At 51.6% G+C, this 24312-nt stretch carries 22 protein-coding genes; 9 read left to right on the top strand and 13 right to left on the bottom strand.

From position 1 onward, the window contains the following. Window positions 1-17: 17 nt before the first annotated feature. Entirely contained in the window at window positions 18-1331 is a 1314-nt protein-coding gene (locus BM231_RS20005) for an acetylornithine deacetylase/succinyl-diaminopimelate desuccinylase family protein (protein ID WP_093522145.1), read from the bottom strand. Between the two features lie 236 nt (window positions 1332-1567). On the opposite strand from BM231_RS20005, the gene BM231_RS20010 reads away from it, so the two are divergent. Next, complete coding sequence (locus tag BM231_RS20010; protein WP_208860526.1) at window positions 1568-2971, top strand: mannose-1-phosphate guanylyltransferase/mannose-6-phosphate isomerase; 1404 nt, start codon at window positions 1568-1570, stop codon at window positions 2969-2971. A 109-nt stretch (window positions 2972-3080) separates the two neighbouring features. Further along, window positions 3081-4592 carry a phosphomannomutase/phosphoglucomutase gene (locus BM231_RS20015; RefSeq protein ID WP_093522147.1) on the top strand — a complete coding sequence of 504 codons (1512 nt, stop codon included), beginning with the start codon at window positions 3081-3083 and terminating at the stop codon, window positions 4590-4592. 85 nt (window positions 4593-4677) lie between these two features. Here BM231_RS20015 and BM231_RS20020 read toward each other — a convergent pair whose 3' ends face one another. Both BM231_RS20020 and BM231_RS20025 read right to left on the bottom strand, forming a co-directional pair. Next, complete coding sequence (locus BM231_RS20020) at window positions 4678-5517, bottom strand: hypothetical protein (RefSeq protein WP_093522149.1); 840 nt, start codon at window positions 5515-5517, stop codon at window positions 4678-4680. Window positions 5518-5629: 112 nt separating this feature from the next. Continuing rightward, window positions 5630-6520: a LysR family transcriptional regulator gene (locus BM231_RS20025; RefSeq protein WP_063288218.1), complete on the bottom strand. Its 891-nt coding sequence runs from the start codon at window positions 6518-6520 to the stop codon at window positions 5630-5632. Between the two features lie 190 nt (window positions 6521-6710). Between BM231_RS20025 and BM231_RS20030 the strand changes: the two genes are divergently transcribed. Next, window positions 6711-8210, top strand: coding sequence for a CoA-acylating methylmalonate-semialdehyde dehydrogenase (locus tag BM231_RS20030; RefSeq protein WP_063311923.1), 1500 nt, complete (start codon window positions 6711-6713; stop codon window positions 8208-8210). 46 nt (window positions 8211-8256) lie between these two features. Here BM231_RS20030 and BM231_RS20035 read toward each other — a convergent pair whose 3' ends face one another. Continuing rightward, a complete protein-coding gene (locus tag BM231_RS20035) occupies window positions 8257-8757 on the bottom strand; it encodes a hypothetical protein (protein ID WP_208860527.1) in 501 nt (166 codons plus the stop codon). A gap of 451 nt (window positions 8758-9208) precedes the next feature. Between BM231_RS20035 and cydD the strand changes: the two genes are divergently transcribed. Then, on the top strand, window positions 9209-11014 hold the full coding sequence (cydD, locus tag BM231_RS20040; RefSeq protein WP_093522151.1) for a thiol reductant ABC exporter subunit CydD: 1806 nt from the start codon (window positions 9209-9211) through the stop codon (window positions 11012-11014). Beyond that, window positions 11011-12750 carry a thiol reductant ABC exporter subunit CydC gene (gene cydC, locus BM231_RS20045; RefSeq protein WP_093522153.1) on the top strand — a complete coding sequence of 580 codons (1740 nt, stop codon included), beginning with the start codon at window positions 11011-11013 and terminating at the stop codon, window positions 12748-12750. The genes cydD and cydC overlap by 4 nt, the downstream gene beginning before the upstream one ends. A 97-nt stretch (window positions 12751-12847) precedes the next feature. On the opposite strand, the gene BM231_RS20050 is transcribed toward cydC, so the two are convergent. Next, on the bottom strand, window positions 12848-13969 hold the full coding sequence (locus tag BM231_RS20050; protein WP_093522155.1) for a saccharopine dehydrogenase family protein: 1122 nt from the start codon (window positions 13967-13969) through the stop codon (window positions 12848-12850). Window positions 13970-14212: 243 nt separating this feature from the next. Continuing rightward, entirely contained in the window at window positions 14213-14692 is a 480-nt protein-coding gene (locus BM231_RS20055) for an Lrp/AsnC family transcriptional regulator (protein WP_057465942.1), read from the bottom strand. A gap of 249 nt (window positions 14693-14941) precedes the next feature. Between BM231_RS20055 and BM231_RS20060 the strand changes: the two genes are divergently transcribed. Then, window positions 14942-16093, top strand: coding sequence for a zinc ABC transporter substrate-binding protein (locus BM231_RS20060; RefSeq protein WP_093522157.1), 1152 nt, complete (start codon window positions 14942-14944; stop codon window positions 16091-16093). A gap of 191 nt (window positions 16094-16284) precedes the next feature. On the opposite strand, the gene BM231_RS20065 is transcribed toward BM231_RS20060, so the two are convergent. Continuing rightward, entirely contained in the window at window positions 16285-16791 is a 507-nt protein-coding gene (locus BM231_RS20065) for a MarR family winged helix-turn-helix transcriptional regulator (RefSeq protein ID WP_093522159.1), read from the bottom strand. Window positions 16792-16931: 140 nt separating this feature from the next. Here BM231_RS20065 and BM231_RS20070 point away from each other — a divergent pair, with 140 nt between their 5' ends. Then, window positions 16932-17810 carry a DMT family transporter gene (locus tag BM231_RS20070; RefSeq protein ID WP_093522161.1) on the top strand — a complete coding sequence of 293 codons (879 nt, stop codon included), beginning with the start codon at window positions 16932-16934 and terminating at the stop codon, window positions 17808-17810. 67 nt (window positions 17811-17877) lie between these two features. Here BM231_RS20070 and BM231_RS20075 read toward each other — a convergent pair whose 3' ends face one another. From BM231_RS20075 to BM231_RS20095, 5 genes are all read right to left on the bottom strand, one after another. Next, a complete protein-coding gene (locus BM231_RS20075) occupies window positions 17878-18114 on the bottom strand; it encodes a hypothetical protein (RefSeq protein ID WP_057465945.1) in 237 nt (78 codons plus the stop codon). A gap of 196 nt (window positions 18115-18310) precedes the next feature. Then, window positions 18311-19801 (bottom strand): type III effector, encoded by a 1491-nt coding sequence (locus tag BM231_RS20080; RefSeq protein WP_093522162.1) that lies wholly within the window; start codon window positions 19799-19801, stop codon window positions 18311-18313. A gap of 302 nt (window positions 19802-20103) precedes the next feature. Then, a complete protein-coding gene (locus BM231_RS20085; protein WP_093522201.1) occupies window positions 20104-21591 on the bottom strand; it encodes a flavin-containing monooxygenase in 1488 nt (495 codons plus the stop codon). An 11-nt stretch (window positions 21592-21602) separates the two neighbouring features. Next, entirely contained in the window at window positions 21603-22073 is a 471-nt protein-coding gene (locus BM231_RS20090) for a cupin domain-containing protein (protein WP_093522163.1), read from the bottom strand. A 427-nt stretch (window positions 22074-22500) separates the two neighbouring features. After that, window positions 22501-22785 (bottom strand): putative quinol monooxygenase, encoded by a 285-nt coding sequence (locus tag BM231_RS20095; RefSeq protein WP_093522165.1) that lies wholly within the window; start codon window positions 22783-22785, stop codon window positions 22501-22503. A gap of 170 nt (window positions 22786-22955) precedes the next feature. Between BM231_RS20095 and BM231_RS20105 the strand changes: the two genes are divergently transcribed. Then, the gene (locus tag BM231_RS20105) at window positions 22956-23312 is read left to right on the top strand and encodes a winged helix-turn-helix transcriptional regulator (protein WP_093522169.1); all 357 of its coding nucleotides are present in this window, start codon (window positions 22956-22958) and stop codon (window positions 23310-23312) included. Window positions 23313-23413: 101 nt separating this feature from the next. On the opposite strand, the gene BM231_RS20110 is transcribed toward BM231_RS20105, so the two are convergent. Then, window positions 23414-23659 (bottom strand): hypothetical protein, encoded by a 246-nt coding sequence (locus BM231_RS20110; RefSeq protein WP_093522171.1) that lies wholly within the window; start codon window positions 23657-23659, stop codon window positions 23414-23416. A 414-nt stretch (window positions 23660-24073) separates the two neighbouring features. Here BM231_RS20110 and BM231_RS20115 point away from each other — a divergent pair. Then, the coding region (locus BM231_RS20115) for a hypothetical protein (RefSeq protein WP_139226377.1) at window positions 24074-24312 on the top strand (239 nt) is incomplete at its 3' end.

Below are 24312 nucleotides of genomic sequence, written 5' to 3' on the forward strand. Positions count from 1 at the left end.
ATTCCGTCCCTTATACTTTAAGAGTGCACGTGATCAGACAGTGTTCTTGTTATTGGTCTTGCATCAGGCTCCGTCAAAAGAGAGTACGCGGCCAGTGCCATCACTTTGGCGCTGTCAACGAGATCCTCAATTCCAACAAATTCGTCCGGCCTGTGCGCCATCTCAAGTTTGCCTGGACCATACGCAATACAATCGTGCAAGTGGCCCAATCGTGTTATGTGCTTCTGATCATAAGTCCCCGGAGAGACAACATATGATGCATCCTTTTGAAGCACGTCTTTAATTCCGCCTGCAACAGCGCGAGCGACTGGAGAGTCTTTCTCTGCCATCACGGGGAGAACTTCAAGGAGATCCTTAAGTTCATATTCGAAATTTCTACGTGTTTTACGCAGATTTTCTAATATTTCAACTATCTCTTGTTTCACATCCTCCAGCGGCTCCTCGATCAGGAAACGACGATCCAGTATGATGCGGCAACTATCTGCAACGCAAGGGGAGGGAAGACCATCGTGTCCTTCATCCTGCCCGCCATGTAAGGAGTTGATATTTAACGTGGATGATCGGGCGCCCGGAGGAATAACCGGCATTTGTGTTTGTTTTTTGCTGAGCGCAGGGTAAAGCTCGGTTTCCAGCACATTCAGGAAAGCACTCATGTGACGAATTGCGCTGTCACCCAAAAAGGGCATGGAGCCGTGAGCAATCGAGCCACGCGTCTCAATTTCACTCCACCACACCCCTCGATGTCCGAGACAAACCTGATCCTTATGCAATGGTTCAGGGATGATGACATGGTCGACACGTGGCTTGGAAAAGTAGCCATGTTTGGCAAGATAAGCCACACCGCCAAGACCGCCGGATTCCTCATCAACCGTTCCTGATATCTCGATGGCACCACAAAACTCAGGGAAACATTCAATCAGACTCTCTGCCGCGATTATGGAAGAAGCCAAACCACCCTTCATGTCACAGGCACCGCGCCCAAAGACTTTTCCGTCTTTCACCACGCCAGCAAAGGGATCAACCGTCCAACCATATCCCACCTCGACAACATCAATATGGGAGTTGAAGTGGACACAAGGGCCGGGACCGCGTCCTTCATAGCGGCAAATGACATTGATGCGCGGGTAACGGTCAGAGTCTCCGGGGGTACTCTCTCCTCTGACATACTCGACAGAAAAGCCCTTACGTTTCAAACGTTCGCCGATAAACTCCGCACAGGGACGGTAGGCTTCCCCTGGTGGATTGATTGTTGGAAATGCAATCAGGTCACGAGTGAGAGCAACCAGTTCATCCACTTTCCGCTCAACGGATTGGCTTAATTCCTCCCGCATCTTCCCCCCAGAACAAATGCTTAAATGAATTAATTAATATCGTGACCGTTCCCAAAACCGCTGAATACCCCTGAAAAATAATGGAGTACCTAACGGCAATGGGACTGGTAAAAAACCTTAATTATTTCCAAGAGAATGTGTGGAACACTGAAACTCCACGTGTTTTGAGGGTTTTGGGCTGCAACATCTAAGTTTACGAATAGTCTATTCGTTTGTTTGAAAGTGATCCTGAAAATATGACTGGCAATAGCATGAGCAAAATCACACCTGTGATTCTGTCGGGTGGGTTTGGATCTCGCCTCTGGCCTCTGTCCCGTAGAGAAAGGCCAAAGCAATTCTTGCCAATCTTCTCAGGTCAAAGTCTCTTTCAAAAGACATGTGAGCGTGTCAGATCAGAGCAGTTCCGTGCGCCGCTCGTTATTTCAAATCAAGACCACCGCTTTCTGATCGGCGAGCAGATGGCCGAACTTGGGATAGAGCCACAAGCTATCGTATTGGAGCCATGCGGACGAAACACGGCAGCCCCCGCTGCACTCGCTGCACTTATGGCGCTTGAAACAGATAAAAATGCAATTGTCCTTCTGTTGCCGTCGGACCATCTGGTTGCTGATGACAAGGAGTTCTTGTGTGCCGTTGATGCCGCTCACGCAGCCGCGGAAGCTGGCCAGATCGTCACATTTGGTATTGAGCCAAGTGAACCCAACACCGGTTATGGCTATATCAAACTCTGTGAAGGCGGGGCTTCCGTCCGCAAAGTAGATACTTTTGTCGAGAAACCAGACTTGGCAACGGCTGAAGAGTTTCTCAAAGACGGCAATTACCTCTGGAACGCTGGCATCTTCATGTATTCCGCAGCCGCCATGCGTGATGCCTTCTTAAAACATGCGCCAGATATTTGGGAGCAGGTGGCCCTAGCTTCCCAAAATGCACGACGCGATTTGGACTTCCTGCGGCTTGAAGAAGAAGCCTTCGCACAGGTGCGCAACATCTCTTTTGACTATGCGATTATGGAGAATGAAGAGAACGTCGCCTGCGTTCCAACCGATCCGGGTTGGAGCGATCTTGGATCATGGCCTGCCATTTGGGAGTCTATGGCGAAGAATGATGAGGGTAACTCGGCTTTAGGCGATGCGATCTTCGAACAGTCCAAAAATTGCCTCGTTTATTCTGAAGATGCCCTCGTCAGTGTTGTCGGCCTTGAAGATGTTATGGTCGTAAATACCAAGGACGCGCTCCTCGTCTCCGCAAAAGACAAGGCGCAGGACGTGAAGAAGGTGGTGGAGCAACTGGATAAGGCAAACCGGCCCGAAACTGTGCAACACCGCCGCGTGTACCGTCCATGGGGCTGGAGCGAGCGCATCTCAGAAGGTGAGCGCTTCCGGGTACAGTCCATGATGATCGAACCCGGTAAAGGCCTGACCTTGCAGCGCCACATCCACCGTGCGGAGCACTGGGTTGTTGTCAGTGGCACGCTGGAAGTGACCATTGATGGGAAAGATGAGCTGATTTCAGAAAATCAGTCGGTCTTTGTCCCGCTTGGCGCAAGGCACAAACTACAAAACCCGGGAAAAATCCCGGTTCGCATGATCGAAGTCCAGTCCGGCGCATACATCGCCGAGGATGATATCCTGCGAGTATAACGTGAATTTGAAACCGTTGGGTGGGGGAGCGCCCCACAACCAAACGGAGTTTGATAAAAGCGTCACGTCTCTGCATTACCAGTGGCCTGAAGCTTATCTAGGAGAGAATATGTCAGTTAAACCGGTTTCACAGCTAACGCCAAACACCTTGGCGTATGAAACGACACCGTTGGTCAAGCCGACCGGTTTTCGCGAGTACGATGCGCGCTGGCTCTTTGAAAAAGAGATCAACCTGAAGGGTATTCAGGCGTTGGGCGAGGGACTTGGAACCCTTATTCATGAACTTGGCGTACGTCCTGAGATCGTCACCGGTCATGACTTCCGGGGCTACTCCGCATCCATCAAGATGGCATTGGTCACCGGCCTGATGTCGGCAGGCATCAAAGTGCACGACATCGGCCTCGCTATGTCTCCAATGGCTTATTACGCTCAGTTCGATCTAGATGTGCCATGCGTTGCTATGGTCACTGCCTCCCACAACGACAACGGCTGGACTGGTGTGAAGATGGGTGCAAACCGCCCGTTGACCTTCGGACCAGAAGAAATGGGCCGCCTTAAAGAGATCGTTTTGGAAGGCGCCAGTGACCTGCGTGGTGGCGGAGCTTACGAATACCATCCTGATTTGACTGACCGTTACATCGCTGATCTCACAGAGCGCGAAAAGTTCAAGCGTCCAATCAAAGCTGTCGTTGCATGCGGTAATGGCACTGCTGGTGCCTTTGCACCACGCATTCTGGAAGCGCTGGGCGTGGATGTTATCCCGCTGGACTGCGAGCTGGATCACACCTTCCCGAACTACAATCCAAACCCGGAAGACATGAAGATGCTTCATGCGATCCGCGACAAGGTGCTGGAAACCGGTGCTGAAGTTGGTCTGGGTTTTGATGGGGATGGTGACCGCTGTGGTGTGGTCGACAACGAAGGTGAAGAGATCTTTGCTGATAAAGTCGGCGTCATGCTTGCTCGCGATATCTCCGCCCTTCATCCGGAAAGCCAGTTTGTGGTTGATGTAAAATCAACTGGTCTGTACCACACCGATCCGGTCCTCAAAGCCAATGGTGCAAAGACCGATTACTTCAAAACGGGCCATTCCTACATCAAACGCCGTGTAACTGAACTAGGTGCTGTTGCTGGTTTTGAAAAGTCCGGCCACTACTTCTTCAACCCGCCAATTGGTCGTGGCTATGATGACGGTGTTGTCTCAGCGATTGCCATTCTGGATATGATGGACCGCAATCCGAATAAGAGCATGGCTGACCTGCGCCGCGATCTACCGAAGACCTGGGGCTCCCCAACCATGGCCGCCAAATGCGCGGATGAGATCAAATACGATGTGGTTGATCGTGTGGTTGAGCGCTTCAAATCCATGCATGCTGAAGGCGCGAAGGTATCTAGTCAGGATATCGCTGATCTGATCACCGTGAACGGTGTCCGTGTTGTGTGTGAAGATGGAACATGGGGTCTTGTCCGTGCATCCTCCAACAAACCAGAACTGGTTGTTGTTGTTGAAAGCCCGGTATCGGAGGTACGCCTGCACGAGATGTTCAAAGCAATGGATGCAGTTCTTCGCGAGAACCCAGAGGTTGGTGACTACAACCAGACATTGGCAGAACTGGCTTAAGATCTCTCATAAAAGACATAAAAACGCCGGTCGTTGAGGCCGGCGTTTTTCGTTTATGTGGGATCTGGTGACTGCTGTGTGCTGGCTAGTAGCCCGCGAAGTAGAGCAAGTCCACAATGTATTTGCGCATTACAGGGCCATGTGGTGCGGGCAGGCCAACAAGAGCATCGTAAAGGCGGACCTCACTGTCACACAGTTGTTTGTCGGTTGGATCTGCAGCGAAAATGCGGCTTAGGGAGTCCATCGGATACACCTTCATCAACGCATCAAATGCTGGGTTCGCAGGCAGATACAAATCCGCATCAGTTGGCTTATCCGTAGCCTTACCAATCACACGCACTTTTGTCTGCGCAGGCTCTGCGGTGTAATGGATCACGAGCCCGTCGTCCTTAGCTTTAACTTGAGCATCAGCGAGCAACTGGAACAGCGCCAGCCCTTCCTGCGTGCTTTCACTTTCCACCATGGCGTAGCTGTCCAGAAACGCACCAGTGGAACCGGAAAATACTTGAGCGCACACCAGCTCACCTTTGCTTTTCTTCAGCTTTAAGGTGAGAGCACGTTTGGCCTTTAGGACCGTGATGATCTTATCGTCATCAGCATATTTCAGCAGCGGGCGATAAACCTGAAGTGCGCGGTAAAGCAAATCATGCAGACGCTTTGCCAGCACCCGCTCATTTGCCCCGGATTGAATCTCTTTCTCAATCTGGCTTTGCAGATCTTTGTAAAGACTCGGAAATTCAATCTTGATCACAGGCAGGGAAGGGATATCCGCTGCAAGAGTGTCCAGTAGAGCCTGCTGATCTTTGCCATCTGCTGCATGGCTTTCCTGTGTGAGAGATCCGCCAAAATCAAAGTAAAGCAGGGTCGCGACAATGGCGACAACAATCAAAGGAACGCCAACGAATTCCGCAAGCTTACCAATCATCTCATTTTGCCTTCAAGTTACAGTCGGGAAGTGGTGTGCACTGTATATTATAAATTATCAAAAATGACAATTTATAAATTTGAAGGCTTAATTCGGATTCTAATTCAAAGCGTTACAGATGATTTCTAAAGAGATCTTTCTCCTGTTTTACCAAATCACCAATGAAATCAGAAACTGCTTTAATGCGGCGCAGGTGTCGTGCGCTTTCATGGGTGACAAGGTAATAGCTGCGCGAAATACGCCGCTTTGGAAGCACAGGAACGAAATCGTCATTACCATCTGCAATGAAGCCGTGGAGGATACCGATCCCACTACCAGCTCGTACTGCTTCAGTCTGGCCAAGTGCGCTGGCACATTCCAGTCGAGACTGCCAGTCCTTGGAAAATTCTGCGGAGTAGTTGAGCGAAGAGGCAAAGATCAAATCGTCCACATAACCAATCAGGCGATGTTCTTTCAGCTCTTCCTCATTTTCCGGCAGCCCGTAGCGTTCGGCATAGGCGCGAGAGGCATAAAGACCCAATGAGTAGTCAGTCAACTTGCGGCTTACCAGACGTCCGTGTTCAGGCTGGCCAACCGTAACTGCCAGATCAGCTTCGCGCTTGGAAAGAGAAAAGGCGCGGTGCAGGGGCACTAGCTGCAATGTGAGATCTGGATAGCGCTCATTCAGTGCACCCAGACGCGGCGCCAGAAAAGCCACGCCAAACCCGTCGGGAGCACCAATACGCACAGCACCGGAAAGCTCCACATCCGTCCCGCCGATCTCGGCGCGGGCAGAAAGCATCTCCGTTTCCATCGATTCAGCAAACTCAAAGAACCGCTCTCCCTCGCTGGTGAGCGCACATCCCGTGGTACGTCGATCAATCAACTTGGCCTGCAGAGCAGTTTCAAGTGCGGAAAGACGGCGGGCAACCGTTGCGTGGTTGAGGCCAAGCCGCTGCGCAGCGCCCAAAATCTGTCCAGAGCGTGCCACAGCAAGAAACACTCTTGCATCATCCCAGTTCATGTTTTTTGATAGCTCCCAGTCCAAACGTTGCACGACTTGTACTTTAATTTTTGCACAACGGTTTCGAATATTATCTCATTGATATGCGAAAAATATAGTTCATGCTAGGGGCATAAAGAAATTCGCTCGCAGACCTGTAAAACGCATGTGTTTGCGGGCCGCAAGAATAGACCTGGAGAGGGAGGACCTCATGGAAGAGATCGGTCATTTTATCAATGGTAAGCGCGTTGCTGGCAAGTCCGGCCGCACTGCAGACGTTTTCAACCCTGCAACCGGCGAAGTAACTGCAAAGGTTGCTCTGGCAACTGCAGCAGAAATGCAGGAAGCAGTAGCTGTCGCTGAAAAAGCGCAGCCAGCATGGGCAGCAACCAACCCACAGCGCCGCGCTCGCGTTATGATGAAGTTCGTAACCTTGCTTCACCGCGACATGGACAAGCTGGCATCCAAGCTGTCTTCTGAGCACGGTAAAACACACCCGGACGCTAAAGGCGACGTGATCCGTGGTCTCGAAGTTGCAGAATTCTGCATCGGCGCACCACACATGATGAAGGGTGAGTTCACCGAGGGCGCAGGTCCTGGCATCGACATGTACTCCATGCGCCAGCCACTGGGCGTTGTTGCAGGCATCACGCCATTCAACTTCCCGGCAATGATCCCGATGTGGAAGTTCTGTGTTGCGATTGCAGCTGGTAACTCCTTCATCCTCAAGCCATCCGAGCGCAACCCGTCTGTGCCAATGATGCTTGCTGAACTGATGCAGGAAGCTGGTCTTCCAGACGGTATCTTGAATGTTGTAAACGGCGACAAGGAATCCGTAGACGCGATCCTTGATGATCCAATCATCCAGGCTGTTGGCTTCGTTGGTTCCACTGCGATTGCTGAGTACGTTTACACCCGCGGTACAGCTTCCGGTAAGCGCGTACAGTGCTTCGGTGGCGCGAAAAACCACATGCTCATCATGCCGGATGCTGATTTGGATCAGGCAGCTGACGCTCTGGTTGGCGCAGGCTTCGGTGCTGCTGGCGAACGCTGCATGGCAATCTCCGTTGCTGTTCCTGTTGGTCAGGAAACTGCAGACCGCCTCATCGAGAAGCTCATCCCACGCGTTGAAGCTCTCAAAGTTGGCCCTTACACTGCAGGCGACGACGTTGACTTCGGTCCAGTCATCACCCCACAGGCCCGTGAGCGTATCCTTGGTTTGGTGAACTCCGGCGTTGAGCAGGGCGCAAAGCTCGTTGTTGACGGACGTGACTTCAAACTGCAGGGCTATGAAAACGGAAACTTCGTTGGTCCTTGCCTGTTCGACAACGCAACCAAAGACATGGACATCTACAAAGAAGAAATCTTTGGTCCAGTTCTGACTGTTGTACGTGCAGAAACCTATGAAGAAGCTCTGAGCCTGCCAATGGATCATGAGTACGGCAACGGCACAGCAATCTACACCCGTGATGGTGACACTGCACGTGACTTTGCAAGCCGCATCAACATCGGCATGGTCGGCATCAACGTTCCGATCCCTGTGCCACTCGCATACCACACCTTCGGCGGTTGGAAGCGTTCTGGCTTCGGCGATCTGAACCAGCATGGCCCAGATGGCTTCAAATTCTACACCCGGACCAAGACAGTGACATCCCGCTGGCCTTCAGGTGTGAAAGAAGGTGCAGAATTCTCTATCCCAACAATGGGCTAAGCCTTCGGGATAACAGTTTTGAAAGGCGCTCTTCGGAGCGCCTTTTTTATTCGTTGCTGCCAAGAGGGTAGGCGCAGGGAGCTGCTCCGACCGCGCGGCAGGGTTCATAATATGTAATCTTGCTGGTGCTTCCGTCATCCCACGTCAGCTGTACTGCAAGAGCCTGTACTGTCCCGCCAGGAAACTCCATTATGTAGGGCTTATGGATGCTCTGTGCTTCCACGCGGAAAGGGTATTCAGGATCGCAATCAGGAATGGGAAAGCTCTTATCCAGATCTTTGGAGTCGATCGAATACTTAATTTCTTTCAGCCTGCAACGCAGCGACATGATGGGTGCAAAGTTGATGATCTGCTTGTTGTCCAGAGTCTGGAAGGTGATCCAGCCCTCTGGCTCCAGGTCACTGGCCATCGTCTTGAAAATGTCCAGTGGTGGAATCACATCATCCCGTTCTGCAGTAAATCCGGCTTTTTCAGAGGCAAAGGATGAGGAGGCAAGGCCCAGGCCCCAAATTGCCGCCAGACACAGGCGGCGAAAAGAGCAAAACATGGCAGGTTCTCTCCTTTTTGTTGTTATTCAGCAATATCAACTCGTTAGTTCGATGTAGGCTGAGAGCTATAAGAGAACTCGGGGACCCTAGCGGAAAGCAGTTAATATTCCCGAAAACTCGGGGATCCATGAGCCATTTTGATTTTTATCGTGGCAGCTCTTCGGTAAAACCCCGTAAACCTCGGCAAAGCAACGCTCTGCGGGGCACCTATGATCTCTCAATATGCGCACCTGTGCGCTTATGTCCCATACAAATTGGGGGGTCTTCGCCTCTGAGTTTGTTGCGATTTATTAAAAAACTGGAGTAATTCTAACGAGCGTGTTGCAATCATGGACCGGACGGGTCGATTCCATTGCGCAAGCAAGTCTAGGCAATTGAAGAGCTTTTTCGGAAATTACCTAAATGAATTACAGGCAGATGCCCCGGCGAAGAGGGAACCGGACAAGCGGAATGACTGAAAATCTAGCAAACGTAACAGAGCTATCCGATGCAGACGTTGTGGAGGCAAATGCCCCCGCCAAGAAACGTGGACGCAAAAAGTCCGCGGGTCAGGTTTGGCTGCAGGATGCCGTTCGCCCGGAAATGAAACTGGTGAAACGCGGTGCAATGTTACAAGGCCTCTCGGAACTCCTTTGGATTCCGCAGGCAGCATTATTGGCATTGGCAATCGCTGGCCTGATCGATCCACACGGACCGGGCCTTGATCCATTCTATGCAACAGCTTCCATACTAATTTTAGCCGTGATCCGCCATTTTCTGCGCATCAAGGGCGGTGAGATTGCAGTTCGCGCAGCCTCAAAGGCGCGCCATAGGCTCGAAACCAGCCTGCTGAGCAATCTGACCAACCTGTCACCGGCAACCGAACTGCCTGCAAGCGGTAAAATCGCATCCATCGCGGTAGAGCACATTCAGGCTATCGGCCCCTACCTAGGTCGGTTCCTCCCAATTCAGGCACGCCTTTCACTCGTCCCTCTCGTATTGATCGCGTCCGTCGCTTATGTCAGCTGGTTCGCAGCTCTGTGCTTGCTCATCTTTGGCCCGCTGGTGCCTGTCTTCATGGCAATCGTTGGTATCCGCGCGAAAAAAGCCAGTGACCGCCAGCTCGGTGTTCTTGCCGATATGGGCGGGCTGCTGCTTGATCGTCTCAGAGGTATGGAAACCCTACGCTTGTTCGGGGCGGTTAAACGCTCTGAAGATGACATCCGCAAGCTGGGTGGCGACTTCCGTACATCTACCATGCGCGTTCTTCGTATTGCTTTCCTCTCCAGTACTGCACTGGAACTGTTCAGCGCCGCCGCAATTGCAATCACTGCAATCTACGTCGGTTTTTCCCTGCTTGGAGACTGGAGCTTCGGTACATATGGTTCTCCGCTCACGCTGGCCGGTGGCCTGTTCGTGCTGATGATCGTTCCCGAGTATTTTGCACCGCTCAGAGCCTTTGCAGCAGCCTATCATGATCGCGCAGCAGGCATTGCAGCAGCAGATCATATCGTTGAATTGCAAAAGCAATTGGAGGACGATGGTCAGGAAGATATCATTGGGACTGGGCTTGATGTTGTGCCGCTGCCAGCAACAGGTGCGCTGACGATCCGAAACCTGAGTGTTTCCCGCGGCCACCGCAAGATCCTCACAGACGTTAACCTGTCTCTTGGAGAGCCGGAACTGGTCGTTGTCAAAGGTCCGAGTGGAACCGGTAAATCAACCCTGATGGATTGCATTCTCGGCTTCTTACCAGCCGATCAGGGCCAGATTGCTTATGGCGGGCTTCCTTTGACCTCTTATGGTCTGACCAACTGGCAACAGTCCATCTCTGTCCTTTCTCAAAATCCTGAGCTGTTCCACGGCACGCTACGCGCCAACCTGCGCCGGGCTGATCAATCAGCAGACGATGCAACACTCACACAAGCATTGAAGCTTGCTGCAGTTGATGAGCTGCTCGCCAAGATCCCGGGAGGCCTCTCAGGCCAGATCGGTGAAGACGGCAAAGGCTTGTCTTTGGGAGAGCGTCGCCGCTTTGCACTGGCACGAGCCGCTCTGCGTGAGGATGCACGACTGATCATTGCAGATGAACCAACCGCTGATCTCGATGGTGCAACCGCACAAAAAGTTGTCGCAGCTCTCAAGCAGTTGGCGCACAACAAGCCAGTTCTGGTCGCAACTCACGATCCGCGCGTTGTCGGCTCTGCAGACCGTGTACTGACCTTGAAAGAGGGTGTGCTGGTTGAGCTGAATGAACGTGAAGGAGAACAACAATGAGATCGTCCCTTCGCATCATCTGGCTTTTGCAAAAAGAAGAGCCGCTCGCATTCTGGGGCGGCTTGTTTTTAGCGTTCCTCCCCGCCGCCGCAGGCATCGCCTTGCTCGCCGTTTCTGGCTACTTCATTACGGCAACTGCTATTGCAGGCCTGTCTGCTGGGGCAATTGCATTTAACACCTCATCTGCGGCAAGCAGCATCCGCCTTTATGCTTCCATGCGCATCTTCGGTCGCTACATTGAACGGGTGATCACGCATGACGCGACCTTCCGTTTTCTCGCGAACCTGCGTTCCGGCGTTTTTCGCGGTCTTGTTGCCCGGGAAAGTAATGGCACACTGAGCCAACGCTCCGCGACGGCGCTCTCCCGCGTGGTGAGTGATGTGGATCAGCTCGATGGCCTGTTCCTGCGTCTTGTAGTGCCACTTGCCTCAGCAACCATCATCACTGGTCTGACACTGGTTATCCTGTGGCAGTACTCCCCAATGGCGTCGATCGCTCTGGGCGCTGTTCAGGCAGCAGGCCTCACTATTCTGGCAAAATCAGGCGGTCACCGCCAAAAGGCGCAGGCGCGCAAACTTAATGCAGCCCGCGATGCTCTGCGTGTTCGTGTTTCGGACCTAGTGCGCGGACGTCGCGACCTTTCCGTCTTCGGCGGTCTGGAGCAACAGCGTGTTGCCGCACTCAAAGCAGTCAACCAACTGGATGATGTGCAAGAGCAGAACGAGCTGACAGACATGCGCAATCAGGCTGTGGTGAGCACCATGAGCCAGGTCATGGTCGCTGTCACCTTCCTGTTCGCGGCCTATTCCTATCAGCAAGGGCAAATGGAGCTGAAGCACATCGCTCTGTTCGCCTTCGTTGCTTTGGCTCTGCCAGAGCTGCTCATCTCCCTTGCCAACAGCGCAGGCAGCTGGAGTAAGATGTCAGGCGCAGCTGACCGCGTCCGGTCCTTGCTCACAGTAGGCCAGGACAGCGAAGCGCTTCAGAACGCCCGCAGCAATTCTGAAACACCTTCATTTGAAGTTGGCAAAGACGCTTTGAACCTGAAGGGCATCCACTTTGCCTACACACCAAAGGCAGCTGCTATTTTGGACGGTGTCGACCTTGCGCTGCCAACTGGAAGTCGCACGGTGGTAATCGGCCCAAGTGGTGCAGGAAAGTCCACACTCGCGGCTATCGTTGCACGTTTGCAAACGCCGCAATCTGGTGCGATTCAGATTGGCGGCGTTGAGCTGAGCGGTATGGCAGAAGACAAACTGCGCGCTGCTTTGACTGTTGTCGGTCAGCGCACGCAGATCTTCCACAGCACTATCGCAGAGAACCTGCGCGTTGCCCGTGAAGATGCAACCGACGCAGAGCTTTGGGAAGCACTGGCCCATGCTGGCTTGAAAGAGCTTGTCGAAGGCAGACAGGAAAAGCTGGAAACCCATCTGGGTGAAGGTGGTCTGGGTCTGTCCGGCGGTGAAGGTCGCCGTCTGGCATTGGCTCGTGCGTACCTGCGTAATCCGGAAATCTGGGTGGCGGATGAGCTGACAGAAGGTCTCGATCATGCCACTGCAGACAAGGTGCTTGCATCTTTCCGCGCCATGACCAGAGGCAAAACCGTCCTCATGGTCTCTCACCGCGCCAGTGAGCTGGAAGGTGCAGACCGCGTTCTGGTCCTTGAAGATGGCAAGCTGGGCGAAGTCACCTTGCCACTATCCGACGAGATCAAAGGTCGCCTTCGCGACGATTAATCCGGGAAACTAAGTTTAAAAGAAAAGCGCAGCCTCAGAAATGAAGCTGCGCTTTTTTGTTGTCTCAATGATCGCGAAAGGGACCAATCGAGCAGCATTAAGCTGCAATCTGACGCCCCGGTGTTTCGTGATCAGACCCACCGTTGTTGTAAAGACCGCCAAAGCGATTGGAGAGGAAGTCATTCAGGTTGATGCTTTCCTGCTTCACAAAGCCTTTGGCGTTCAAGCTGCCATCCATCAGCAGATCCAGCGTGGCACAGATGCTGGCCGCTGTGGTGATTTGAATACCACTCCAGTGCTTGCCCATGATCTCACGGTCATTGACCACATGAGAATAAGACTTCTGCTGGAACCGGCCATCTTTCATACCTGTGGCGGTGATAAAGATGAGCACGCGGTCCTGCATGGTGACCGGAATGGAATCTTCCATCACCTCTTTCAGCAAATCGCGTTTGTTGATGAAGCCCAGATCCTTCAACAGCAGCTCCATGATGTCCCGGTGACCCGGATAACGGATGGAGAGGTAACGCAGGCTCTGCACCTTGTCCTTCAGCGTCTCAGAAAGAGAACCCAGACCACCGGACGTGTTGAACGCTTCATAATCAACGCCATCCAGAGAGAAATGCTGCAGACCGGCCAAAGCTGGCACCTTGGTCAACTCACCGTTCTCAATGGCAAGACATGGGTTGCAGTACTCGTTGATCAGGCCGTCGGTTGACCAAGTCAGATTGTACTTCAGCTTGTTGGTCGGGTAGCGGGGCAGGGCGCCCACACGCAGATGCAGGTCTTCAAGACTGTCAAACTGCTTTGCAAGATCATAACCGGCGATGGACACAAAACCGGGTGCGAGGCCGCATTGCGGAGCAAAGGCCTTGTTGGCGCCTTCTGCAATCTTCTCCACTTCAGCAGTGCTGGCCACATCTTCGGTCAGGTCAAGATAGTGGCAGTCTGCATCTTTTGCGGCCTGCGCAATCACCGGCGTCAGGAAAAACGGTGCAGCTGAAATAACAGCGTCGCATCCTTTAAGAGCTCCTGTGAGTTTTCCCAGATCACTCACATCCAGTGCTTCTGTTGTTACATGCGGCACGTCCAGCGCACTCAGCGCTTCCACACTCTGGTCCAGTACCTTGATCTGATAATCACCTGAACCTTGTAGCAGTGCAGCGATCATCCCACCGATCTTACCTGCACCCACAACAGCAACATGATGTCGGCTCATAAGCCCCTCCAAGCTTGTTTCTATTGACTAAGAGTCTACGTGAAAACACTGCCGGAGTTTACGGGGCAACTTGCCGAAATGACGTTTTATTTCGTGTAAATGACGGTAACTATGTCATATTGACATTAAAATTGTAAATATGCCGAATTTTCCGTGCAGTACTCACACGATTCGAGCCAAGGAAGGCACGCAAAAAATGCCACTTAAATCGAATGGGCAAATTAGACGAATACGCAGGATCCGTTATTTCTCAAGGCTATAGGTATTTTGAGGCATGAATGGTCGTTGTCGCTCAAACTTCTTCGTCAGCACGATAGAGGACCGCGTGCGCTCAACACCTGGAATAGCAGCAATCTCGTCCAGCACAGCATCCAGCTCTTCCAGACGGTCAGGCTCAACAATCAGGCAGAGATCAAATTCACCGGAGATGGTCAGACAGCTGCGGATTTCAGGGTAGGACTCCAACTGAGCAATCAGTTCGCGAGAGCGTTGCTGGGCAACGGAGAGCATGACAAGTGCCTGAACCCGCTTCTGATCCTCTTGGTCTCCCAAAATAGCTGTATAGCCGATAATGATGCCTTTGCGTTCAAGCCGGGCAATGCGCTCTTGAACTGTTGAGCGGGCAACATCCAGACGTCGTGCAATAGAAGACACCGGCTCCCGAGCGTTTCCCTGCAAGATGGCAATTAGCTTGCGGTCCAGCTCATCCTTAATCTCGGCCATAGAAAGTCCTTTAAATTTTGCGGCAATATAACAGATATCTCGTTAATTTGGCAGTAGGATCAGGCAAAACTAACAGTTTACTGGCTAAGTGCAGAACGAACCTGCTGAGATCAATAGGGTATTTACCCCGTCATTTTGAGTTTTGCCCAGTCTTGAATAAATCACAAAAAGGCCGTTGCACTCCAAAATACGTGACGTTATAAAGTAACAAATCGAATGTAATATTATAACAAAGTGGTTGTGAGACGTATGAAGCATCTCTTAGGTTCACTAAGCATTCTCGGTCTTCTTGCCGGAAGTGTATCCTTTCCTGCTTTGGCTCAGGCCGAGGTCAATGTAGTGGCATCCATCAAGCCAATTCACTCTCTTGTGGCGAGCGTGATGGAAGGCGTCGGTACGCCTGATCTGGTGGTGGAAGGTGCTGGCTCTCCGCACACTTACAGCCTGCGCCCCTCAACAGCACGCAAAATTGCTAATGCAGATGTGGTGTTCTGGGTTGGTCCTCAGATGGAGAGCTTCCTTGAAACTCCGCTGGAAAACCTCGCAGATAACGCAACGATCGTGACGCTGAAAGAGGCCCATGGTCTGACGCTTCTGAATTTCCGTGAAGGTGGCAACTTTGAAGGCCATGACCACGGCGCCCATGCAGGTGAAAGTGCCGCTGAACATGCCGAGCATGCTGACGAGGCGCATGAGGATCACGACTACGAGAAGCACGAAGACCATGCGGACCATGAGCATGAGAAGCATGATGACCACGCCGACCACGATCATGAGAAACACGAAGATCACGCTGACCATGATCACGACAAGCATGAAGAGCATGAAGAACATGAAGAACATGCTGAGCATGCAGGTCACGATGAACATGGTGATGAAGCCGTAGATATGCACATTTGGCTGTCGCCACAAAACGCGATCGCCATGCTGCATGAGATTGAAGAAACCCTCTCAAAAGCTGATCCTGCAAACGCGGCCAAGTACGCTGCCAATGCAAAAGCAGAAGCCGCTGAGATTACTGAGGTCTCTGAAGCACTGAAAGCAGACCTGAAGAATCTCCAGACCAAGCCGTTCGTGGTGTTCCACGATGCTTACCGCTATTTTGAAGAGGCTTACAACCTCAATGCAGTCGGCTCAGTTACAGTCAGCCCGGAAGTGCTGCCGGGAGCAAAGCGCCTGTCTGAAGTGCGTCAGAAGCTGGAAGGTTTGGGCGTCAGCTGCGTCTTCTCTGAAGTACAGTTCAATCCGCGCATGGTTGCTGTGCTGAAAGAGGGGACAGGAGTTAACTCCGCTGAACTTGATCCACTCGGATCAACGCTGGACTCAGGCCCGCAGCTTTACACCGAGTTGCTCAAGGAAATGGGCGGTGCCTTCAACACTTGCCTCTCCGGCAACTCTTAGGTCTAAGAGATAACAAAAACAAAAGTCAGACAGGCTGTGCGAAGTCAACGAGCACTGCCTGATCTGCTCACCCCCAAACTGAGCCACGGGTAACACCACGTACCTGTGAAGATCAACTACCAGTTTTCATGGATGAGCGAGTGTGAAGGATATACGGGGAAGTAGCTTGCATTGCCCAAGTTAAACGCAGGCTACATCGTTCCGTTTTCTTCCAGCCTGTGGCTCCATCTTTCCAAAATACCCTCAAGGGCCTTCCTATCCTGCGGGTCCAGAACCTTGAGCATCTCTGCTTCCATTTCAAAGTGCGCCGCTGCAGCTTCCTCCACCAGGGAGCGGCCTTTGTCCGTCAAATGGATCATCAGAGCCCGGCGATCTTCCGGATTAGGATTACGGCACACCAACCCCAGCTTTTCCAGCTTATCGAGGCGACTGGTCATGGTGCCGGAGGTCAGCATGCTGGACCTGGTCAGTTCAGTCGGGCGCAGTGCATAAGGCTCACCGCTTCGGCGCAGCGTTGCCAAAACGTCAAAATCACCCGTCGCCAAACCAAATTTCGCAAAGTTGGCTGAAAGATCTTTGTTGATCTGCATGTTGAGACGCATCATCCGCGCCAGCACATACATCGGGCTGGCATCAACTTCAGGATATTCGCTCTTCCACTGGCGCACAACGCGTGCAACGTGATCACTCATTGTCATTCTCAATAATCTGGCTTGCAGCAATACAAAGCTATATTGCAGAGGAATTACTTGATATCAAGATACTTGACGCTTCTGCGTATATATCCTAAGCATCATATCGAATTAATTTGAGATCAAGATAATTGAGGTCGAAGTACATGCTTGTTCAGCTGCGCACGGCGCTTACGCCCGCAATTTGGGGCACCACCTACGCCGTTACAACGTTGCTCTTGCCCGCAGAAGACCCTGTCTGGATGGTGGTCTATCGCCTGTTACCCGCAGGCTTGCTGCTATTGGCTTTTGCTCCGGGTTTGCTCAAAGGCCCTTGGGTGAAGAGAGCGATGACCATCGGCCTGACCAATCTTTCCATGATCTTCTTTGTGTTCATTGCCGCTTTCCGCCTCCCAAGCGGAATGGCCGGAACGCTCATGGCGACATTGCCCTTGCAGATCATCTTTTACATCTGGATTCTGGATGGCAAAACACCCGTCGCCCGTCAGCTCATTGCGTCTCTTATCGGCCTGTTCGGTGTCGGCTTGCTGCTACTTGGCGCTGTTGAGTTGGATTGGATCGGTATCGGCGCTGCAATGGCCGCCTGCCTGAGCACCTTCACAGGCGTTTACCTCAGTGGCAAATGGGGCCGGCCAGATGTCAGCATGGTCACATACACAGGCTGGCACGTCACATTAGGCGGTCTCTACGCCGTACCAATCGCGCTTGTGCTGGAAGGCGCCGCTCCGGTGCCGGACCTGAACATGGTACTGGCCTTCTTCTGGATCGGTATTTTGGGAATGGGCCTGGCATCGGTCAACTGGCTGAAGGGGATCGTACAGCTCAACCCAACAACCATAGGCTTTCTGTCTCTGGTCAATCCGGTATCCGCTGTCTTATGCGGTCAGTTGCTGGTGGGGGAGCAGTTTGGTGTGCGCCAGTGGGTCGGCATTCTCATCGTGCTGGGAAGTATCGTCTTTGCACTAAAAAACCCTGGCACAAGAAAAGCCACAACACAAACCAAGGATGTGGCTGCAACCAGTTAGGCGCATTTTCAAAAAATGCGCCCGATTGTGAGGGAATGGCACGCACCTTAAATTGAAAAACTAAGGATTAGCGCAGGTAAGCGATATAAGCATCCTGCGCTTTTTGCATGGCCTCAACCTTGTCGTTGACGTCACCTTTGCACACAACACCATTGTGATGCAGTTCCCACCGCCATGGCTTACGCGCTTCATCATCACCTTCGCGATGAACCCGCATGCTCATCTCAGTATTGAGAACGCCTGTCCCTACAGTGTGATCCGGAACATTTCTCCAAAGCTGTCGCCACTGAAACTTCTTGGACATAGTAATCTAACACCCGATGTTCTTCCTATGTTCTCATTGTGAAATGATTCCATTAAAATTCTCCTAACGGATGTTAAGGATTAAATCCGAGATGGCACGAAAACAGCCCAAACACGGGGTTGAGCTGCTTCTTTTTTGATGAAATTTTCTGTTCCCAAACACCAGATCTCAAGCGGTATCTCTTAGGGAAAACAGATTATCGGCTCGGTTTCGGCGGAGTCTTGACCTTACCATCCGGCGAGACTGTACCTTTAGAGCCGCCTTCCAAATCAAAACGGTAGGCATCTCTGTTCACGGCATCCTCTTCGGCTGTTTCCAGCTTGGTCTCAAGCTGATCAACAACTGCCTCACTGGAGATCTCAAAACCCTTGCCCTTGATCGGCTCGGAGAACGGTTCGGTATAAAGATCAGAACCCCATTGAGGCTTCAAACCGTGGTTGGCAGCACCCAGATTCACCTCAACAGCAGAGTGGTGCTCATCGCCAACCAGATATCCGGTCGCCAGCCATCTGCCGAGTTCTTTCACCTGGTTTTCGGCATTGTCACCTTCCAACCCCAGTTCCTTCATCACCCCTTTACCCAGCAAGCGAATACCGGTGAGGAAGCGGTCTGTGGTACCGGATGGACCAGCAACGGCTGGTTTGTTGTGCAGGTCCGCATCCTTGGCAAAGCCTGTGCCGTCTTTGACATCCCAAACAGAAAAGCCGGGCTGGTGTTCAACAATAACCTTGTCCTTCGGCATCTCACCGGCTTTGACAGGTTTGTTTTCTTTGAACTGGTAGTCTTCTCTGTCGTGCCGATTACGCGGGTTGGTCTTCGCAAAATTAATCTCGCGTTCTGTCAGGCGTTTGTTCGCTTCCAGATCAGCAGCCGTTGCCCACGCACCATCGCCGCCTTTCTTGCTGCGCTCACGATACTTCCGCTGGTTCGCTGTCAGGCTCTGACCTGCCAGTGCATCATTCTGCGGAACGGGTCCGTCAACTTGTTCACTGCCCGGCACTTCGCCGTAGAGCTCTGGGTTCTCCGAGGCGTTTTGCTTGTTCTCGTTCCGATAAGTGTAAAGCTTCAACTCATCTGGAGCCGTGCTGTCCGGTCCCGCGCCACGAGGGCGGCCAAACTTGAAGCTGTGCAAGTAATCGATGTCGATGATGTCTTTCATTTTCTCCTGAAGTTCTGGGGAGTGATAGATCTTCTCCATAGCCTTTCGGAAAGCAGGGGAGTTGGACAAATCGAAATAGGCAGTACCTTTTTCGCGGATTGTCACATCGCTATCTTCTTTGCCCTTCTTGGCACCATCGACAATCTTGGTAAAACCACCAGCACCCAGCTGACCGACAACACCGTATTTCGGATTGTCGCCTGTATAAGCCTGCATGGCATCCATCATGCCTTTGAGCTCGTCGTCACCTTCAAGCCGCGTGAAGACGGTCACTATGCTCTTGATCAGACTGTCAGCTGTCTTGTGTGCGGCCGGACTATCAGAAGCAATCTGCGCCATCGATGCTTCAACGGCTTTGTTGTCGGCAACGCTCAGCACATCGCTCTTGGGCATGCTGGCTTCTATCTGCTCAGCCTGCTGCACAGAGTCCGGAAACTTGATGCTCAGCTCTTGAAACACGCGTTTCGCCCAGCTCAGCTCGTCTTGATTTCCTGAACTCTCAGGTTGTTGTTGTGCACCACCCAGCATAGACACACTCCTCAGACAGATGACCATTTATTCTCATCTCTCGACAATGTCGGGGGCATGTTGCTTAGGCTTTAAAATAATCGATAAAATGTTGCGTGGAGCGTTCACAAAGATCACGATGGTTATGTCAGCATTGTTATGTTGCAAGCGGTTTGACTAAAACGCAGCTGACCGCCGTTTATAAGTGGTTCTCCAGCACCTTCGGTCATACCAAATGCTCTGGAGAACCGTCTTGAGCTTTTCGCCGAAAAACAGCCATTTAGCGACCTACGCTTAACGGATGACGGCGTCTCACGATCTTGTTATTGCGCAAAATACTGCGGAGCTGACTTAAGGTAACTCCCATAGGCCTGCGCATTGGGATAGGAGAACTGCTCCGCAACAGGATTACTGCGCTTGCGTTTGGCCGCTCCAATATCTTCCAGCAGTTCATCAAAATGCTTGAAGTGGAATGGAGCTGAGCACAATCCGCCATAAACCTGAGCAGCTGGTCGGTCATCCCGTCGCCAATCCAGCATTTCGTCAATGTTCTGACGCATCTGTCCATCCGTTGGTTGCTTTTCCAGCTGCCCATCTGCATAGCGCACCAGCCAGTTGGCAATCATCTCAGCAGAAAGCACTGTGCAGAAGCTGGAATTGAAGCCCACAAACCCCATTTCTGGCAGGTCCGGGTTTACAGAAAGACGGTAGGTCCGATATTGCCCGTCCTCTTCAATCAGCTTGTCACGATACTCTTTTGCGAGATACGGAATGCCCAGCTTCCACCCCACAGCAAGCACCGAAACATCGCAGTCCACTTTGTCACCACTCGTCAGTACTGCCTGACCATCCTCATAATGATCAATGGTGCCTTGCACCGGCTTGATGATGCCGCTCTTGAAACCTTCAAACAGACCGGGGGTGACAATGGGAATAGAGCAGGAAATATCCTTCTCAATCGGCACCTTTGGCACCATATCCCACTTCTTCAGCCCCAACTGAAGCTTCAGCAACGTCTCAAGACCGCGGAAATTTACCCAGATCAGCGGCTTTGCAATTGCAGCCATCGCCTTTTGCAGCGGATTTCTGCCCCAGCTGTTGAATTGCAACTCCTGCGCCCGCATGTAAAGCAGCCGCTTGAAGTTGATGCCGCCCACAAAGTACGGCACCCGCCACACCGGCTCACGATACACCAGTGTCACTTGAGAGGCCCCATTCTTCGCCGCATTAACCGCCACATCTGTTGCCGACTTGGAACCACCCAGCACCACCACCCGTTTGCCCTTGGCAAGGGACGAATCGGTATAGTCGGAAGAGTGCATGACGTGCCCGCCCTGCGCCTCAAAACTGTCCTGTCCCGGATGGCTGATAATGTTCTTTTCAGAAAACTGACCCGTTGAGATGACAACAAAGTCGAAGTCTTCTTTACGAACCTGGCCCGCAGCATCCAGTGTTAGAGACCATCCCGGCTGGCCATCCGCTCGTCGGTCCATGGATAGCACTGAGGTGTTCAGTTGGAACAACCGGTGCAGCTTGTGTTTATGAGCATAGGAATGCAGATAAGCATGCACTTGCGGCCCCTTGGGCCATTCCGGATATGCTTTGGGCATAGGATGATCCGTATAACAATACAGATCTTTTGGAGACTGGGTCTGTACCCCCGGGTAGGATCTGGAAAGTTCCCAGACCCCGCCGAAATCGTGGGTGCGCTCGTACCCGAACACCCGGTGCCCTCGCTCGTCAAAGGCTTTGGCAGCCGCAAGACCGCTCACGCCGCCGCCAATGACAGCAACTTTCTTCTTCTTCACCATGTCAGCCACCCTTATTCTGCTGGTGGCGGTAGGAAGTCGACTTCATGAAGTGCAGAGATGCGCACAAGCTCTTCCGGATCTGTCACGCCGTCCAAAGCCTCAAACAGATCATAGAGCTTGCGGGAAGGGGCCACACCAAACACACAGGTTGCTTCATCGCCAGAGCGGTTGAAGATTCCATGTGCGATGCCGCGCGGCATTCTGATCGTGTCTCCTGGTCCGGCTTTATGGCAGGCTTCCCCAAACTCCACCTCAAGCGCACCGGTCAATACGGTGATCCACTCATCCTGTGTTGGATGAATGTGTGGTGGCACAAAGGTTCCGTCCGGAATAATTGCATGCCAGATAAACACGTTCTCGGTCAGTACTTTCGGTGTGTATGTATGGCCAACAACATTCCAGCTGGTGTTGTCATTAAGGCCTTCTCCCACAAGCGTCACACCTTGCAAAGCACCTTCCGGTATCAAGACTTGATCAGACATAATTTCCCTCCTCATCAATAGAATAAAGTGGCTGCTTAGCTCTGATTATTTATTTTGAAAATTTATCAATCTATCTCAGTAATATCTCCGCCATGAATACATAGAAATAATAGTAATTCAGGCGACATTGATCAGACTCATCTCGCGTCTGCGAGATAAGTATTTATCTGGTCTGGATAGATTCTTTTTTAAACTTAAAACAATGATATCTGCGAAGGGAGATAGTTCAAGCTTAAAATGTTATGGGGCTCTACAAACTATCGATTTTGGAGGCTGAAATGAAAAATGCAGAACGCATAGAGAGGGAGGTAACCAGCGGGATTCGCTGGGATTAGTCTGAGGATATTTCAGTTTTTACAATGCACGAGAAAATTATGCAGAGCCCTCCCAACACTGGAAAGACTCTGCAAAATACTCGTAGCAGCTGTTAGATGCGTGTCATCTCGTTCACAGTAAACTCGTCAACAGCACCCTCTGTTGCCACCATGTAAGCAGCCAGATGAGGGGCGCTCATGTGCTCCTGCCACAGCTCACGTGTTTCCCAGTTCTCATAGAACATGAAGTGAGCGGGATTTTCATTGTCCACGTGCAGATCATATTGCAGGCAACCAGCTTCAGCGCGGGTCACATCAATCAGCTTCTCCAGCTCTGCTTTCACAAGATCTTCCTTGCCTTTGGCTGCGTGGATATTGGCGACGATGGTCAAGGTCATGGGAGCAATCCTTTCTTTTGTTTTGCTGGCAGAGAACCTATATAGTCGCTATATTAATAACAAGTACGCACAATTTTGGCCTATAGGTACAAGAAGTATACTAATGCGTAGCCCCGAAAAGAGATTCCAGTTTTCCGATAGGATTACGCGTAAAAATAAAGGCTTAGAGCATGAGTGATAAAAACCAACGCTTCGAACAATACAATTGCAGTCAGGGATGCCCGGTAGAGGCTGCTCTGGAGCTGATTGGAGGCAAGTGGAAAGGCGTTATCCTCTACCACCTGATGGAAGGGACACAGCGTTTCGGTGAGCTAAAAAAACAAGTCGGAACAGTCACTCAACGCATGTTGACCAAGCAGCTGAGAGAGCTGGAAATCGACGGTCTGGTCTCCCGCAAAGTCTTCGCTGTGGTTCCACCTCATGTAGAATACTCACTCACACCAAAGGGCGAAACTCTACGCCCCATTATCACCGCACTGCGCGATTGGGGTGTCGATCATGCTGTACGGGAAAAGGAAGAGGTCTGAAGGACGAAGAAAGAGCGTATCAACCAGAATGAACATGGCGTTCAAACAAGGATACGCTCAAAAGATAAGATACAAAGCGGACTAGGGGAAATTGGACCTCTTTAATGGCCCTCACCAAACGGCCACGAAAATGGCCAGAAAAACGGCCCAAGCCCAACCGTGCAGAAAAACAGGAAGTAAGCGCCAACCATGCGCACCAGATCCAGTTTATAAAGTGCCAGTGCCGCCTCGTAAAACACGTAGGCACTAAACACCATAAACCCAACCCCAAGCAGCACCTGCACGCCCAGGATCACCAATTCCTGAAAAGACCGCGAAGCCCCCGGCTGTGTCGCACTATCACCCATATCTCAGCCTCTCTCCATCCAAATCACACTCAAAACTCTACCAGATCCCACAATCACTCACACCCCACAATGTTGTGTGTGGGGAGGGATGCAGTCCGAATGCCGCTAGTTCGTACGCACTAACCGGTGCTCATAAGACCTTTCATCGTGGTTCTCATGCAAAAATAATATCAACCGAAATTTGGAAAAAAATAAGATGAAAACAACTCACTCAATAGGAGTAAAAACTAGTTTCTTAAATCTATAATTGCATAATGCATATAATTAAATCTGTGGTTGATTTATGAGGGTTAGTTAGTTTCATCGATTGAACGTAGTTGGAATTTTTTGAATCAATTGAGAGTAAAATCATATTTGAAATCAAATATTTTTAGCGACAGCGTCATGGCGTGATTTTTATTTTCAGAGGTTGTCATGTCTGATTCTGTTTCTTCAATTCCTCCCAGTGATACGCCTGACTTCGGTCTTGTTGAGACCGCGCTCTCAACACAGGCTTCTCCGGAACCTACATTTTCGGATGAACAGGAGAACACTTACGTCTATGAATATGGTGATGGTGCTGACACGATCATCGACGTGCATGGTGATGGTTCTGAGGTAAACGAGCTTGTTATCGGGTCCGGCTACTATCCAGAGGATGTTCAGTTCACTCG

Source organism: Pseudovibrio ascidiaceicola (assembly GCF_900114245.1).
Classification (GTDB): Bacteria; Pseudomonadota; Alphaproteobacteria; order Rhizobiales; family Stappiaceae; genus Pseudovibrio; species Pseudovibrio ascidiaceicola.